A 16,002-nucleotide genomic window follows, 5' to 3' on the forward strand; every position below is an offset into this window, starting at 1 on the left:
TCCCGCCATCGGGTCTGGATTTCGCGCCGGATCCCGCGTACGGCCCTCCGTCCGCCTACGCTCACCCCGTGCTGCGCATCACCGACGCCCGTACCGGCGACTTCGTCGCCGCCGCCCCCGTCCGGCGCGGGCTGACCCGTGTGGAGGCCCATCCGCCGGGCTTCGGCATGACCGGGCTGCGGGTGCTGCTCGCCGCGGATCTGCTCGTCCGCGCGCTGGAACTCGGCGGCACGCCGGTCTGGGCGCTGCTGAGCTGCGAGCGGGAGCCCGCCGAACTGGCGGCGGGCGCCGCGACGCTCGGCGTCCGGCCCTTCGAGCAGCGCCGGGACACCGACCCGGGCCTGGGTGAGGCGCAGGTCATCCATGTGGTGACCGAGGGCGGCAGCGCACCCGACGGCGTCCGGGTCGCCGTGGCCCCCGTCCAGCCGGAGCCGTCCGAAGCGGCCGACCCCGCCGTGCTGAGGCTGGCGCTGCTCTCCCGTCCGCGCGCCGCGTCGGTGCGGCTCGACGAGGCCGCTCTCGCGGAGGCGGACGAGACGCTCCGGCGCTGGCGCAGTGCCGTCGCCGCGTGGGCGCACCGGCCGTCGCGGCCGGTCCCCGACGAGGTGCGCGACCGGCTCCGTACCGCCTGGGAGGACGATCTCGACGTCCCCGAAGTGCTCGCCACCCTGCGGTGGGCGGAGACCGCGGTCGGCCTCCCCGACGGCGCCCGCTTCGAAACGTACGCCTACGCCGACCGGCTGCTGGGCCTGGACCTGACGCGCGATCTGGGGGCCCTGGCATGACCGCACGCTTCGGCACCGGCCCTCTGCGCCGCCTGGTCGTCCTGCGGCACGCCAAGTCCGCCTGGCCGGACGGCGTCGCCGACCACGCCCGCCCGCTCGCCCCGCGCGGCCGACGGGACGCGCCCGCCGCGGGCGTCGCGCTCGCCGCGGCCGACTGTCTGCCGGACCTGGCGCTGTGCTCCACCGCCGTCCGCGCCCGGCAGACCTGGGAGCTGGCCTCCGCCCAGTGGGGCACCCCGCCGCCGGTGCGTTACGACCCGAGGCTGTACGCGGCCGGCGTCCCGGACCTGCTCGCCGTCGTGCACGACGTGTCCGCCGAGGTCGAGACGCTGCTGCTGATCGGGCACAACCCCGGCCTGGAGGAACTGGTCCTCGGGCTCGCCGGGGACGGTCTCGACGACTCGCTGGAGAGGGTCCGGGTGAAGTTCCCGACCTCGGCGATCGCCGTCCTGGCCTGGTACGGCACATCGTGGCGGGGTCTCGCCAGGGGCGGGGCCCTGCTGACGTCGGTGATGGTGCCGCGCGGCAAGAAGTAGCGGCAAGAAGCAGCCGTCCACGCGCGCGTGCCCTGCGCATAGGCTGGCCCGATGCAGGACGAGTACCGCACAGTGGCCCGCGCGGGCGTGCACGAGACCGAGGTCAACCGCTCCCGTTTCCTGTGCGCACTGGCGCCCGCGGCCACCGAGCAGGAGGCGCAGGACTTCGTCGCGGCCGTCCGCAAGGAGCACGCGGACGCCACCCACAACTGCTACGCGTACGTCATCGGGGCCGGCGCCGCGATCCAGAAGGCGAGCGACGACGGCGAACCCGGTGGCACGGCGGGCGTCCCCATGCTCCAGATGCTGCTCCGTCGCGACATGCGGTACGTCGTCGCCGTCGTCACCCGCTACTACGGCGGCGTCAAGCTCGGCGCGGGCGGCCTCATCAGGGCGTACGGCGGTGCCGTGGGCGAGGCCCTGGACACCCTCGGCACGATCACCCGCAGGCGCTTCCGGCTCGCCACGGTGACCGTCGACCACCAGCGCGCGGGCAAGGTCCAGAACGACCTGCGCGCCACCGGCCGCGAGGTGCGCGACGTGCGCTACGCCGAGGCCGTCACGATCGAGATCGGGCTGCCGGACGCCGACGTGGCGGCGTTCCGGGCGTGGCTGGCCGACGTCACCGCGGGGACGGCCGGGTTCGAACTGGGCGGAGAGGCGTACGGCGACGCCTGACGGAACCGGCAAGAAGTGCATAACGGGCAGTCTCATGTGCGGTCATGACGGGCCGATACGGGAGTAACCACTCGTGATGTCAGACCCGGCCGTTAGTCTTCGGGGATCATGAGGCTCCTGCACACTTCCGACTGGCATCTGGGCCGGGCGTTCCACCGCGTGAACATGCTCGGTGCCCAGGCCGAGTTCATCACGCACCTCGTCACGACCGTGCGCGAGCGCGAGGTGGACGCGGTGGTCGTGTCGGGAGACGTGTACGACCGGGCGGTGCCGCCGCTCGCCGCGGTGGAGCTGTTCGACGGCGCCCTGCACCGGCTAGCCGGCCTCGGCGTGCCGACGGTGATGATCTCCGGGAACCACGATTCGGCGCGGCGGCTCGGCGTCGGTGCCGGGCTGATCGGGCGCGCGGGCATCCACCTGCGCACCGAGCCGTCGGCTTGCGGGACGCCGGTGGTGCTGTCCGACGTGCATGGCGATGTGGCCTTCTACGGTCTGCCGTATCTCGAACCGGCGCTGGTGAAGGACGAGTTCGGCGTGACGAAGGCGGGACACGAAACCGTCCTCGCCGCGGCCATGGACCGGGTCCGCGCCGACCTCGCCGCACGCGCGCGTGGCACACGCTCCGTCGTCCTCGCGCACGCCTTCGTCACCGGCGGCGACACCAGCGACAGCGAACGGGACATCGCGGTCGGCGGGGTGGACTCGGTGCCCGCCGGGGTGTTCGACGGCGTCGACTATGCGGCGCTCGGGCATCTGCACGGCTGCCAGACCATCACCGAGCGCGTGCGCTACTCCGGTTCGCCGCTGCCGTACTCCTTCTCGGAGGCCCGCCACCGCAAGAGCATGTGGCTCGTCGACCTGGCCGCCGACGGGTCGGTGGCCGCGGAGCGCGTCAACTGCCCGGTGCCCCGTGCGCTGGCCCGGATCCGCGGCACCCTGGAGGAGCTGCTCGCCGACCCTGACCTCGCCCGGCACGAGGAGGCCTGGGTCGAGGCCACGCTCACCGACGCGGTCCGCCCGGCCGAGCCCATGGCCCGGCTCGCCGAGCGCTTCCCGCACACCCTCAGCCTCGTCTTCGCCCCCGAGCGGACCCCGGACGACCCCGATGTGTCGTATGCGAAGCGGCTCGCCGGACGCAGCGACCAGCAGATCGCCGAGGACTTCGTGGCCCATGTGCGCGGCGCCGGGCCCGACGAGCACGAGCGGACCGTGCTGCGGGACGCGTTCGACGCGGTGCGCGCGGCCCGTCGTGGGGACGAGCGGGTCGTGCCGGAGGTGACGCGATGAGGCTGCACCGCCTGGACATGACCGCCTTCGGACCGTTCGGCGGCTCCCAGTCCGTCGACTTCGACGAGTTGTCGGCGGCCGGCCTCTTCCTGCTGCACGGGCCGACCGGCGCCGGAAAGACCTCCGTCCTGGACGCCGTCTGCTACGCGCTGTACGGCTCGGTGCCCGGTGCCCGCCAGGGCGGTTCGCTGCGCAGCGACCATGCGGCGGCCGGCACCCGCACCGAGGTGACCCTCGAACTCACGGTCGCCGGACGCCGATTGGAGCTGATCCGACAGCCGCCCTGGGAGCGGCCGAAGAGGAAGGGCGGTCCGGGTACCACCGTCGACAAGGCGCAGAGCCGGCTGCGCGAGTACGACGCGGACGGCGGCGCCTGGAAGGACCTCAGCCGCTCCCACCAGGAGATCGGCGAGGAGATCACCCAGCTCCTCGGCATGAGCCGCGAGCAGTTCTGCCAGGTCGTGCTGTTGCCTCAGGGCGACTTCGCTCGCTTCCTGCGCGCGGACGCCGAGGCACGCGGCCGACTGCTGGGCCGCCTCTTCGACACGCACCGCTTCGCGGAGGTCGAGAAGAGCCTGGCCGAGCGCAGGCGCGTGACCGAGGCCCGGGTGCGCGACCAGGACGCCGCTCTGCTGGCCGACGCACACCGCATGCAGCAGGCGGCGGGTGACGCCATGGACCTGGCGGAGCTGGCGCCCGGCGACCCCGGACTGGCCGACGCCGTCATGAGCGCCGCCGCCGTCGCCCGCAGCACCGCCCGCGAACAGCTGACGGTCGCTCACTGCCGCCTCACCGCCGCCGAGTCTGGGCAGGCCGCAGCCGACCGCGCCCTGGCCGACGTACGCGAACTGGCGCGGCTGCAACAGCGCTTCGCCCAGGCACGCGAGCGCGCGGCGCTGATGCAGGAGCGTGTCGGTGCCTGCCGGGAAGCGCAGGCGCGGATGGAGCGGGCCCGCAAGGCGGAGGCGGTGGCGCCCGCGCTGGAGCTGCGGGAGGCCGCAGAGGCCGAACACCGGCGCGCGGCGGCGGCACAGGCACACGCGCGTGCCCTGCTGCCGGAGACCTTCGCCGTCTCGGGCGCGGGCGGACTCGCCACCGCCGCACGCCGGGCCGCCGAGGAACTGGGCGGCCTGGAGTCGGCCCGCCGCGCCGAACACCGGCTGGCCGAACTCGTCGCCGAGCGGGCCGACCTGGACCGTCAGGAGCGTGCCGACGACGACGTCCGCCAGGAGGCGGAGGCGTGGCTCGCCGAATGGGAGGCGACCCGCGCCGCGCTCCAGGCCCGCATCGACGCCGCCCAGCAGGCCGCGACCCGGGCCGAACAGCTCGCCGTGCAGCGTGGACCGGCACAGCGGCGGCTCGCGGCGGCCCGGCAGCGGGACCAGTTCGCGGGCGACACCGAAGCCGCCCAGCAGCAGGCGCTCGCCTCGGCCGAGCGAGCGGTCGAGGCCCGCGCGCACTGGCTCGACCTCAAGGAACAGCGCCTGAACGGCATCGCCGCCGAACTCGCCGCGAACCTCACCGACGGCGAGCCCTGCGCTGTCTGCGGCGCCACCGAACACCCCGCTCCCGCACGGAAGGTCGCCGGACACGTCGACCGGGAGGCGGAGGAGCGCGCGCTCGCCGCCTACCAGCGCGCCGACGAACAGCGCGCCGAGGACGAGCGCCGCCTCGGCGTCGTACGGGAGGCCCTGGCCGCCGCCACCGCGGAGGCCAAAGACGCGCCCACAGCCGAACTCGCCGTAGAAACAGATGAGTTGGAGCGGCTGTACGAGCAGGCACGCCGGGATGCTTCCGCGCTGCACTCCGGGCACGAGGAGCTGCGCCGGGCCGGGCAGGAGCACGAGCGGCGCACCGCCGAACGGCAGGAGGCGGCCGTACGAACCGCCTCGCGGATCGGTCAACGGGAGCGCCTGGAGCTGGAGAAGGCCGCCCTGGAGGAGGAGCTGGCGCAGGCCCGGGGCGCCTCGGCGAGCGTGGCCGCGCGGTCCGCGCAGCTGGAGCAGCTGGTCGCCCTGCTCTCCGACGCCGCCGATGCCGCGCGCACCGCCGAGGAGAGCGCCGAGCGGCTCAAGGCCGCGGACGGCCGGCTCGCCGAGTCCGCGTTCCGCGCCGGGTTCGACACCCCGCAGGCCGCGGCGTCCGCCCTCCTCGACGACGCGTCCCACCGCGAGCTGCAACGGCGGCTGGACGCCTGGCAGTCCGAGGAGGCCGCCGTCCGCGCGGTCCTCGCCGAGGCCGACACCGCGGCCGCCGCCCAGCAGCCGACCGCCGACCTCGAAGCGGCCGAGCGGACCGCGTCGGCCGCGGCCCAGCGCCTGCGCGACGCCGCCTCCGCACGCGACGCGGCGGCCCGGCGCTGCGCCGAACTCGACCGGCTCTCCGCGCGATCGGCGGAGGGCATACGACGACTGGCGCCGCTGCGCGAGGAGTACGACCGGGTGGCCCGTCTGGCGGGCCTGAGCGCGGGCACCTCCGCGGACAACGAACGCAGGATGCGCCTGGAGTCGTATGTGCTCGCCGCCCGCCTGGAACAGGTGGCCGCCGCCGCGACCGTACGGCTGCGGCGCATGTCCTCCGGCCGCTACACCCTCGTCCACTCCGCCGACCGGGCCGGGCGCGGTCGCAGCGGCCTCGGACTGCACGTCGTCGACGCCTGGACCGGACGCGAGCGGGACACGGCGACCCTGTCGGGCGGCGAGACGTTCTTCGCCTCGCTCGCCCTCGCCCTCGGCCTCGCGGACGTCGTCACGGACGAGACCGGCGGCGTCCGGCTGGACACCCTCTTCATCGACGAGGGCTTCGGCAGCCTCGACGAGCAGACCCTCGACGAGGTGCTCGACGTGCTCGACGCGCTGCGGGAGCGGGACCGCAGCGTCGGCATCGTCAGCCACGTCGCCGACCTGCGCAGACGCGTTCACGCGCAGCTGGAGGTCGTCAAGGGCAGGGCGGGCTCAGAGCTGCGCCGGCGGGGCGTCGGCTGAGGTCAGCGGCCGAGCGGACGGCGGGGCAGCGGCGACGAGTACACCACGCTGGTGGTGACCGAACCCAGGGCGCCGATCTTCCCGGACACCTCCTCCAGGTGGCGCATCGAGCGGGCGGTGACCTTGATGACGAAGCAGTCGTCGCCCGTGACGTGGTGCGCCTCCAGGATCTCGGGCGTCGCGGCGACGAGGTCGTGGAACGGCTTGTAGTTGCCGTTCGGATAGCGCAGCCGGACGAACGCCAGGATCGGCAGCCCCAGCCGTTGCGGGTCGACGACCGCGGCGTATCCCTGGATGACGCCCGCCTCCTCCAGTCGCCGCACCCGTTCGGTGACCGCGCTCGGCGACATGGAGACGGCGCGCGCCAGCTCGGCGAAACTGGCCCGGCCCTCCCGCTGGAGGACGTCGAGGATGCGCCAGTCGGTGGCGTCCGGGGAAAACGTGGTCATGGGCGATGGATAGCAGGGGAATCCCCGGCCGATCAAGTAGAGCGCCGGTGATCGCCCCTTCAGGGGGCGGCGCAACGACCGTAGGTTCTTGCCCATGACGACCACCACCGTGAACCCCGTCCTGCGCGTCGCCCCCGCCACCCCGGCCGAGGCCGCCGCCTACTTCCGTGCCGGCCTCGCGTTCCATACAGACGTCTCCGACGTGGCCGCCGCGCTCTCGGCCGGCGGCGAGGCGGGCTTCGTCGTGCTGGACTGCCGTTCCACCGAGTCCTGGGACCAGGGCCACATCCCGGGCGCCGTCCACCTCCCGACCGCGCTCATCCGCGAGCAGGCCGGGCGACTCCTCGACAAGTCGGTGCCGGTCGTGACGTACTGCTGGGGCCCCGGCTGCAACGGCGCGACCCGGGCCGCCCTCGCCCTCGCCGAACTCGGTTACCAGGTCAAGGAGTTGCTGGGCGGCTTCGAGTACTGGGTGCGCGAGGGCTTCGAGTTCGAGACCTGGCAGGGCCGCGAACGCCGCGCCCCCGACCCCCTGACGGTGCCCGTGGACGCGGAGGACTGCGGCTGCTGAGCGCCCCGCGGGCAGTGCCGGGACGAGCCTTCGCGTCCTCGCGTCCCTTCCGAGCGTCCGCCGAACCGCGGCCGACCCCACCGGGCCCTGAACCACCGTGACTTGTGGGGCCCTTGTGCGTGTAGGTTTCTGCGCCATGGTGCGATACGCGGAACCGGGCGCGGTGGACTGGGTCGAGTCGGGCGGCGGGCCGCTCATAGCGGTGCCGGAGACGGTGCTGCCGTTCTGGGCGGGAGCCGACGGCGACGAGACCGCCTCGGACTACGACCGGGCCTGCGAGGTGGACGGCTTCGTCGGACTGCTCCCGGTCGGTGACTCCGCGGCCCTGGTCCTGGGTGACGAGCCCGCGTCGACCGCCTTCCTGCCGGTCCACGACACCTTCGTACGGTGGTGCGCGGGCGACTCCGAGGACGAACTGCTGGCCCGGGTCCCCGCGGCCCTCGCCACCGCGGTCTGGGCGGACGAGGTGCGCTGGCACGTGCCCGGGCCGGTGCTGCTGTTCGACTCGGCCTGGCCCGGACGGGATTCCGAGCGGGCCGGCAACCTGAGGATCGCTCTGGAGCCGGGGCCGTACGCGGTCCGGGCGGCACAGGTGCGCCCCGGCCCGGAGACCTGGCTGGGGCTGGTGCAGTTGCGGCGGCTGGCGGACTGAATTCCGGGTGGCGGTCCTGGGGCACCCGGGAAACCAGAGATGCGCGGACGCCCGCCGGTTCCCCATCATGGTCGACCATGCCCCGACTCCCGCACCCCACCCCCGAAGCCCTGCGCCGTGCACCCCTGCCGCTGCGTGGCCGCACCGCCCTCGTGACCGGTGCCAGCCGGCGCGGCGGTATCGGCCATGCGGTGGCCCGGCGGCTCGCCGCGTACGGCGCGAGCGTCTACCTGCATCACCATGTGCCGCACGACGCCGCCATGCCCTGGGGCGCCGACCGCCCGCAGGACGTGACCGCCTCGGTGCGCGCCGCGCTCGGCGATCCCGGCGCCCGGGTCCACGCCGGCCCCGGCGACCTCTCCGACCCGTCCGCACCCGCCCGGCTGATCGCCACGGCGGCTTCGGCGCTGGGCGGACGGCTCGACATCCTCGTCGCCAACCACGCCCTCAGCGGCTCCGACGGGACGCTCGACGAGATCGACGCCGCGATGCTCGACGCGCACTGGACGGTCGACACCCGCTCGGTGCTGCTGCTGATCCAGGCCTACGCCCGGCAACCGGAGCGCCCCCGGGGCGGGCGCGTGGTGATGATGACGTCCGGACAGGACATCGCGGGCGGCATGCCCGGCGAGATCGCCTACGCCCTGCAGAAGGGCGCCCTCGCCTCGATCACCCGGTCCCTGTCGACCACGCTCGCCGAGCAGGCGATCACGGTGAACACCGTCAACCCCGGTCCCGTGGACACGGATTACCTGACCGGTGACGCCTACGAGGCCGTCGCCGCCCGGTTCCCCGCCGGTCGCTGGGGCATGCCCGACGACCCCGCCCGTCTCATCGCCTGGCTGGCGACGGACGAGGCGGAGTGGGTCACGGGTCAGGTGATCGATTCGGAGGGCGGGTTCAGACGCTGAGGCCTACAGGCGCGACAATTCGTCCACGAGGTCGTCCAGACCCAGCGAGCCCTGCGACAGCGCCGCCATGTGCCACGCCTTGAGGTCGAAGGCCTCGCCGTGCCGCTCGCGCGCCTTCTCGCGGCCCAGCAGCCACGCCCGCTCGCCGAGCTTGTACCCGATCGCCTGGCCCGGCATCGTCAGATAGCGCGTCAGTTCGCTCTCCACGAAGTCGGCCGGGCGGCTGCTGTGCGCGCCGAAGAACTCCTGGGCCAGCTCCGGCGTCCAGAGCTCGCCCGGGTGGAAGGGGGAGTCGGCCGGGATCTCCAGCTCCAGGTGCATGCCGATGTCGACGATGACCCGCGCCGCCCGCATCATCTGCGCGTCGAGATAGCCCAGCCGCTGCTCCGGGTCCGTGAGGAAGCCGAGTTCGTCCATCAGCCGCTCCGCGTACAGCGCCCAGCCCTCGGCGTTGGCGCTGACGCCGCCGACGGTGGCCTGGTAGCGGGAGAGGTTGGCGGCGACGTGGGCCCACTGGGCGAGTTGCAGGTGATGTCCGGGAACGCCCTCGTGGTACCAGGTCGAGACGAGGTCGTACACCGGGAAGCGCGTCTGCCCCATCGTCGGCAGCCAGGTGCGGCCCGGGCGTGAGAAGTCCTCCGACGGGGGCGTGTAGTACGGGGCCGCCGCGCCGCCGGGCGGTGCGATCCGGGACTCCACCTTCCGTACCCGCTCGGCGAGTTCGAAGTGCGTGCCGTCGAGCGCCTCGATGGCCTGGTCCATCAGGCCCTGGAGCCACTCGCGGACCTCGTCGACGCCCTCGATGTGCCGGCCGTGCTCGTCGAGGTGCGCGAGTGCCACCCATGGCGTCGCGGCGCCCGGCAGGATCTTCTCCGCCTCCTGCTTCATCTCGCCGAGCAGCCGGTGGTACTCGGACCAGCCGTAGGCGTACGCCTCGTCCAGATCGAGTTCGGTGCCGTTGAAGTAGCGCGACCAGCGCGCGTACCGTTCCCGGCCGACCGTGTTCGGCGCGTCCGCGGCGGTCGGCGCGTACACGTCGCGCATCCAGTCCCGCAGCTCCACGACGGCCGCGGTCGCCCCGCGTGCCGCCTCGTCCAGCGCGGTGCGCAGCGTCTCGGGGCCCGACGACGCGAAGTCCTCGAACCAGCCGCGTCCCTCGCCGGTGTCCGCCCACTCGGTGAGCTGCCCGACGAATGTGGCGGTGGGGCGCGGGGCCGCGTACAGCTTGCGCTCCAGGCCGAGTTGGAGGGACGCGCGGTAGCCCGCCAGCGCGGCCGGTACCGCCCGCAGCCGCTCGGCGATCGCCGCCCAGTCCTCCTCCGTCTGCGCCGGCGTGACGGTGAACACCTCGCGGACCGCATGGGCGATCGTGTACAGGTTGCCGACCGCGCGCAGGCCCTCGTCGGCCTCGTGCATGGCGAGTTCCGCGCTCAGCCGCTCACGCAGCAGGCGCGCACACCGGCGCTCGATGTCACTGTCCGCGCCGTCCTGCCGTTCGGCCTCGTCGAGCTTCGTGAGCGTCGCCCGCTGGAGTTCCGCGAGCGCCTCCTGACCCGCGGGCGAGGTGTCGGGCAGCCGGCTCGAACTCTCCTTGGCGCCGAGATACGTACCGGTGATCGGATCGAGGGCGATGAGCTCGTCGACGTAGGCGTCGGCGACCTCTCGGGGCAGCGGGCTCTTCGTCTCTGACATGCGGACATCCTCGTACGAGGGGCTGCCGCGCGTCACCCGGATTGAACCGGCGGCGAAGGCGGCAGCAGCGGACCGCCCTCCCACTGAGCGCCGTGCTTCTCGTACGGGGCTCGCTCGGCCTGCCCCATGTGGTGGCCGTACGTCCCCTGTACGGCTGCAGCGACCATCTGCTCACCGCCGGTCTGCTGGGCTCGGAGGTGACCTGGACCGACGCGGCCGGGATCGCGGGGGCGTCGCGGCCGGACACCGGACCGGTCATGGCCGGGTCCCCGGCCAACCGGACGCTCGCCGAATCGCCCCGCGCGCCGTCGCTCACGCCTGCGGCTCCGTGCCGCTGCCCGCCGACAACGCGTTCGCCACTCCGGTGCTGTCACGCCCCGCCGAACAGGGTGCCCGGCTCGTGCCGCACGGCGCCACCAAGTACCTCGGCGGGCACGGCGATGCGATGGCCGGCGTGATCGCCTGCGACGAGGAGTTCGCCGGGCGGCTGCGGCAGGCCCGGTTCGCCACCGGCGGCGTCCCGCGTCCGCCGGCCCCTGCCTGCTGCTGCGCGGCCTCGCGACGCCACCGGTGCGCATACGGGCCGCGTCCGCGAAGGCCGCCGAACTCGCCCGCCGACTCGCCGGCCATCCGTGCGTCGCCCGTGTCCCCTACCCGCGTATCAAGGACGCCGTGATCGCCTTCGAGACCCAAGGCGACCCCCACCAGGTCATCGCCGACGTCCGCCTGATCACCGCGGCCGTCGGCCTCGGCAGGGCAGACACCCTCATCCCGGCTGTATCGACATGCGGCTTCGCCCCGCGGGCGCGACGAGCCACCACGAACCCGCGGCCGACACCAGGCCCAACGCCGCCACGGCGCCTAGGAGTTCCCCGACTCACCCGCACTCGACGGCCGCCCCGCGACCACCTCGCCCAACGGAGCATCCAGACGTGCGGTGATCACCAGAATCCCCTCCTCGACCTGATAGTCGAGGGGCAGCCCCAGACCACGCATCGCGGCAACCATGCCGGTGTTGGACGACTGCGTCAGCGCGTACACCCTCGCGCAGCCCGCCTCGACCGCCATCGCCACCAGCCTGCGGAGCAACTCGCTGCCGATGCCACGTCCTTGCCACTCGTCCTCGACGAGCAGCGCGACCTCGGTCTCGTCCCCGTCCCACAGCAGATGACCGAGTCCGACGACGCGGCCGGACGCCGTGTGCACGGCGAGCGTCCGGCCGAAGCGCGGGCTGAGCAGATGGTGGAGGTAACGGTCCGCGTCACCGACCGGCCCGTGGTACCGCAGGGACAGCGTCCGTGCCGAGCACCGCTCGTGCATCGCCGTCGCGGCCTGAAGATCGTCCGTGTCCGCCCGGCGGATGGTGATCGCCTTGCCTGCCGGGAGCGTGAGGACGTCCTGGCCACGGGGAACGCGCGGGCCGAGCCGGGCGTCCAGCTCCACCAGCGCCCGCGCCCGGGCGAACTCGGTCGGGGTGAACGGCAGATACGGCCGCTCCACGATGATCACTCCGCCTTCCGGTGCCCGCAGGCGCATCACGGTGTCCTCCAACGCCCCTTCCACCGGCACGCCTTCGGGCGCGCTGCCACCGCCGGGCGGGGCCGCGGGGAGTGAGCGGATCGTGCAGCGGCCCAGCAACTGGCGCAGCGCGAGCGGGAGTTCCGCCGTGTCCAGGGCGGTGCGGGTGGCGAGACCGAGCACCCGGGTCGGCGCGTCGACCAGGTCATGGGCGTCGGCCCGCTCGATCCACGTACCGGTACCCCCGGCCTGTGCGATCGCCCGGGTGACGTCGTCCGCGGCCAGCTCACCGGGAGCCCGCAGCAGAAACTCGTCGACCGTGCCCTCGGCGAGCGGATGCGTCTGGAGGCTGAGGATGTCGACCCGCTGCTCGGCGAGGGCGCCGCACAGCGCGGCCAGCGACCCCGGTACGTCCTTCACCGTCGTCCGCATCCGCCACAGGGCACGCTCCCGGATCCCGGCCTGCTCCGTGGGGAGCGGCCGGGCGCCGGTATCACTCGTCGGCGGGGCATGACCGTGGCGTCGTGTCCACCATGTGTGGAGCGCCGCCGTGATGCTCCGCCGCCAGTGGCGGACCGTACGACCGTGCTTCGCACGTGTCACTTCAGATATGTCTCGACTCATGCATCCACTGTGCAGGAAGGGTGTTGCGTGATCACGAACGCACTGTGACTGACGGGTATACGGGGTTACGGGGACCTACTGGCCGACACGTCCCGGCTGCAGCACCTGCGTGAAGAGCACCGTGCCGTCCGACTCGCGCAGCCGTACCGTCAGTTCTCCGCTGTGGCCGTCGATGTCGACCTCGCCGAAGAACTGGTAGCCGCCGGCGGGGGAGACGTTCGCCGTGGCCGGCGCCTTGATGAACACCCGGTCCGGGCCGAAGGTGTCGTCGAGTGCGTTCGCGGGGAAGGCACCGGCGTTGAGCGGGCCCGAGACGAACTCCCAGAACGGCTCGAAGTCGGTGAACGCGGCCCGGGACGGCAGGTAGTGCTGGGCCGAGGTGTAGTGCACGTCTGCGGTCAGCCACACCGTGCCCGTGATCCGGCGGTGCTTGATGAACCGCAGCAGCTCGGCGATCTGCAGCTCACGTCCGAGCGGGGCGCCGGGGTCGCCCTGCGCGACCGCCTCGACGTTGGGCTTGCCGTCGCCGGTGTCGGGTACGACCAGGCCGAGCGGCATGTCGGAGGCGATCACCTTCCACACCGCACGGGAGCGGGACAGCTCGCGCCCCAGCCACTCCAGCTGCTCACTGCCCAGGATGCCCACCGGGTCGGTGGTCTGGTTGTCCGGCGAGTTAGCGTTGCGGTAGGTCCGCATGTCCAGGACGAAGACGTCGAGGAGCGGGCCGTGGTGCTGCACGCGGTAGACCCGGCCGTCGGGGCGGCGCAGCGTCGAGATGGGGAAGTACTCGGAGAACGCCTGCCGGGCGCGCGCGGCGAGCACGTCGACGTTCTTCTCGGTGTACCGGGTGTCGGTGAGGATCTCGCCCGGATACCAGTTGTTGGTGACCTCGTGGTCGTCCCACTGGATGATGGACGGGACCTGGGCGTTGAAGGCGCGCAGGTGCTCGTCCAGCAGGTTGTAGCGGAAGTTGCCGCGGAACTCCGCCAGCGTCTCGGCCACCTTGGACTTCTCCTCGGTGGTGATGTTGCGCCAGGTGCTGCCGTCCGGCAGGGCCGCGGTCTCGGTGATCGGGCCGTCGGCGTAGACGTTGTCGCCGCTGCAGATGAAGAAGTCGGGGTCGAGCTTCGCCATCGCGTCGTAGATCCGGTAGCCCCCGAACTCCGGATTGATGCCCCAGCCCTGCCCGGCCAGGTCGCCGGACCAGACGAACCGCACGCCGTCGCGGAGCCTGCCGGAGGCCGTACGGAAGGTGCCGGTGACGGGCTCGCCGGTGCGGCGCGGGTCGTCCGGGTCGGCCAGCAGCACGCGGTAGTGGATCTGCTCACCGGACGGGAGCCCGCGCAGCCGGGTCGTGCCGGTGAAGTCCGTGCCGGCGCCGAGCAGCGGACCGTGCCATCTGCGCGGGTTGCGGAACGACTCGGTCGCGGAGGTCTCGACGATCATCCGCGCGGGACGGTCGGACCGTACCCACACCAGACCGGAGTCGCAGGTCACGTCTCCCGTCTGTACGCCCCAGCCCGCCGTGGGGCGCCCGGACAACGCGAGGGCCGGTACCGCGCCCAGCGCGGGCGGCAGGGCCAGGGCCGCCGACGCGGCGAGGGAGCCGCGCAGGACACTGCGGCGGCCGGGGAAGGGACGGTGTGCCATGGATGCGCCTCCGGCGACGGGATCCGGTCGATGTGCGATGCCACAACTACTGGGGCACCGCAGCGTGCACGGAAACCACAAGTGAACAACCGGCCGCGCGAACAAGGGAACAGGCCGGCTGGCCAAGGGCACACACCCTCGTCATGCCCTCACGGCCTCACGCCCTCACGGCCTCCGCCATCAGCCGCACGCCCGCCCGGATCCGCGCCGGTGACAGGTGGGCGTAGCCCAGCACCAGCCGTACGTCCTCGCTGCCGCCGGTGTCCGCCGTCCCGTGCGCGTAGTCCGCCAGCGGACGCACGGTGACACCCGCGTCGGCCGCGCGCGCGAGGAACTGCTTCTCGGGCCCGTACCGGTCGGGGAGGGTGGCGATGACGTGCAGGCCCGCCGCGATCCCGGACACCGTCGAGCCGGGGAAGTGCTCCGCCAGGGCGGCGACGAGCGTGTCGCGCCGCTCGCGGTAAGCGCGCTGGCAGCGGCGCAGCTGACGGTCGTATTCGCCGCGCTCCACGAACCGGGCGAACAGGGCCTGGTCGAGGGTGGGATGGCCGAGATCCATGGTGCGTTTGCGCTCGATCACCTCGTCGGCGAGCACCTCCGGTACGAGCAGCCAGCCGAGCCGCAGCCCCGGAGCGAGGGACTTGCTCACCGACCCGGCGTAGGCGACGCGTTCCGGATCGAGGCCTTGGAGGGCGCCGACGGGAGCGCGGTCGTAGCGGAAGTCGCCGTCGTAGTCGTCCTCCAGGACGAAGCCGTCCACGGACCGTGCCCAGTCGAGCAGTTCGGCACGGCGGCGCGCGGAGTAGGCGATCCCGGTGGGGAACTGGTGGGCTGGCGTTACCACCACCGACCGCACGCCCGAGGCCCGCAGCGGGACGACGGCAAGCCCTTCGTCGTCCAGGGGTACCGGCACGGTGGTGACCCCGGCCGCGGCGTACAGGGCGTCGTGCTGCGGGCTGCCCGGGTCCTCGACCCCGACGGCTGCCGTCCCGCGCGCGTGCAGCACGAATCCGAGCAGCGTCGTGGCCTGCGCCACGCCGGAGACGATCAGGATCCGCTCCGGATCCGCGACCACGCCGCGGCGGCGGGCGAGCAGTTCGGCCAGCGCCGTACGCAGCCGGGGCAGGCCGCGCGGATCGGGATAGCCGAGGTCGTGGTGCGGCAGCTCGGCCAGCACACCGCGCTGCGTTGCCGCCCACGCGGCACGCGGGAACAGCGCCAGATCCGGCGTCCCCGCCACGAAGCCGGCCCGGGCGCCGGGCGGGCGCGGAGCGAGGTCGCGCGCGCGGGGCCGCGCCGACCGTACGGCACCGCCCACCCAGGTTCCCGCACCTCGCCCGCTGCGCAGATAGCCCTCCGCGGTCAGCTGCTCGTACGCCTCCGTGATCAGCCCGCGCGACACCCCGAGGTCGGCGGCGAGATCACGGCTCGACGGCAGCCGGGTGCCCGGCGCGAGCCTGCCCGCCCGCACCGCCTCCCGCAGCGCCGCCTGCAACGAGCGCCCACGCGCGCGTGCCGGCGCGGAAGCGGCCGGCAGGAGCAGCTCCCAGGCCGCCGATCCCGGACGCCCCCCGGCCGTCGGCGGCTCCTCACCCCGATTGGTCTGCGATGGCCTCATGAAAGTGGACCTTAAACCGGACCGCCGCGGTTCCTAGCGTCGTTTCC

The 16,002-nt window shown here is 73.5% G+C and carries 13 protein-coding genes and 1 pseudogene; 9 read left to right on the plus strand and 5 right to left on the minus strand.

The genetic code is table 11. From position 1 onward, the window contains the following. Window positions 1–68: 68 nt before the first annotated feature. The 5 genes from GFH49_RS16890 (at window position 69) to GFH49_RS16910 (ending at window position 6,270) form a co-directional block, all read left to right on the plus strand. A complete protein-coding gene (locus tag GFH49_RS16890) occupies window positions 69–785 on the plus strand; it encodes a hypothetical protein (RefSeq protein ID WP_196218023.1) in 717 nt (238 codons plus the stop codon). Further along, window positions 782–1,321, plus strand: coding sequence for a SixA phosphatase family protein (locus GFH49_RS16895; RefSeq protein ID WP_155056713.1), 540 nt, complete (start codon window positions 782–784; stop codon window positions 1,319–1,321). Before GFH49_RS16890 ends, GFH49_RS16895 begins: the two co-directional genes overlap by 4 nt. A gap of 51 nt (window positions 1,322–1,372) precedes the next feature. Continuing rightward, window positions 1,373–1,999: a YigZ family protein gene (locus GFH49_RS16900; protein WP_155056714.1), complete on the plus strand. Its 627-nt coding sequence runs from the start codon at window positions 1,373–1,375 to the stop codon at window positions 1,997–1,999. A gap of 108 nt (window positions 2,000–2,107) precedes the next feature. Further along, on the plus strand, window positions 2,108–3,286 hold the full coding sequence (locus GFH49_RS16905; protein WP_155056715.1) for an exonuclease SbcCD subunit D: 1,179 nt from the start codon (window positions 2,108–2,110) through the stop codon (window positions 3,284–3,286). Continuing rightward, complete coding sequence (locus GFH49_RS16910) at window positions 3,283–6,270, plus strand: AAA family ATPase (protein ID WP_155056716.1); 2,988 nt, start codon at window positions 3,283–3,285, stop codon at window positions 6,268–6,270. Before GFH49_RS16905 ends, GFH49_RS16910 begins: the two co-directional genes overlap by 4 nt. A gap of 2 nt (window positions 6,271–6,272) precedes the next feature. Here the strand turns inward: GFH49_RS16910 and GFH49_RS16915 are convergent, their stop codons facing one another. Beyond that, entirely contained in the window at window positions 6,273–6,719 is a 447-nt protein-coding gene (locus GFH49_RS16915; RefSeq protein WP_155056717.1) for an Lrp/AsnC family transcriptional regulator, read from the minus strand. Window positions 6,720–6,813: 94 nt separating this feature from the next. Here GFH49_RS16915 and GFH49_RS16920 point away from each other — a divergent pair, with 94 nt between their 5' ends. From GFH49_RS16920 to GFH49_RS16930, 3 genes are all read left to right on the plus strand, one after another. Then, window positions 6,814–7,290 (plus strand): rhodanese-like domain-containing protein, encoded by a 477-nt coding sequence (locus GFH49_RS16920; RefSeq protein WP_155056718.1) that lies wholly within the window; start codon window positions 6,814–6,816, stop codon window positions 7,288–7,290. 136 nt (window positions 7,291–7,426) lie between these two features. Further along, a complete protein-coding gene (locus GFH49_RS16925) occupies window positions 7,427–7,942 on the plus strand; it encodes an immunity 21 family protein (protein ID WP_155056719.1) in 516 nt (171 codons plus the stop codon). Window positions 7,943–8,019: 77 nt separating this feature from the next. Beyond that, the gene (locus tag GFH49_RS16930; protein WP_155056720.1) at window positions 8,020–8,853 is read left to right on the plus strand and encodes an SDR family oxidoreductase; all 834 of its coding nucleotides are present in this window, start codon (window positions 8,020–8,022) and stop codon (window positions 8,851–8,853) included. Between the two features lie 3 nt (window positions 8,854–8,856). On the opposite strand, the gene GFH49_RS16935 is transcribed toward GFH49_RS16930, so the two are convergent. Further along, window positions 8,857–10,545 (minus strand): DUF885 domain-containing protein, encoded by a 1,689-nt coding sequence (locus tag GFH49_RS16935; RefSeq protein ID WP_155056721.1) that lies wholly within the window; start codon window positions 10,543–10,545, stop codon window positions 8,857–8,859. 83 nt (window positions 10,546–10,628) lie between these two features. Between GFH49_RS16935 and GFH49_RS16940 the strand changes: the two are divergent. Further along, window positions 10,629–11,316: pseudogene (locus tag GFH49_RS16940) on the plus strand (PLP-dependent transferase); the annotation flags it as partial. A gap of 90 nt (window positions 11,317–11,406) precedes the next feature. Here GFH49_RS16940 and GFH49_RS16945 read toward each other — a convergent pair. The 3 genes from GFH49_RS16945 to pdxR all read right to left on the minus strand — a co-directional run bounded on the left by GFH49_RS16945 (window position 11,407) and on the right by pdxR (window position 15,955). Further along, on the minus strand, window positions 11,407–12,687 hold the full coding sequence (locus GFH49_RS16945; protein ID WP_155056722.1) for a GNAT family N-acetyltransferase: 1,281 nt from the start codon (window positions 12,685–12,687) through the stop codon (window positions 11,407–11,409). Window positions 12,688–12,762: 75 nt separating this feature from the next. After that, entirely contained in the window at window positions 12,763–14,337 is a 1,575-nt protein-coding gene (locus GFH49_RS16950) for an alkaline phosphatase D family protein (RefSeq protein ID WP_155056723.1), read from the minus strand. Window positions 14,338–14,494: 157 nt separating this feature from the next. Further along, window positions 14,495–15,955, minus strand: a complete 1,461-nt coding sequence (gene pdxR / locus GFH49_RS16955; RefSeq protein WP_155056724.1) for a MocR-like pyridoxine biosynthesis transcription factor PdxR — start codon at window positions 15,953–15,955, stop codon at window positions 14,495–14,497. Between the last annotated feature and the right edge of the window lie 47 nt (window positions 15,956–16,002).

The organism is Streptomyces blattellae (assembly GCF_009709555.1).
GTDB classification, from domain to species: Bacteria; Actinomycetota; Actinomycetes; order Streptomycetales; family Streptomycetaceae; genus Streptomyces; species Streptomyces blattellae.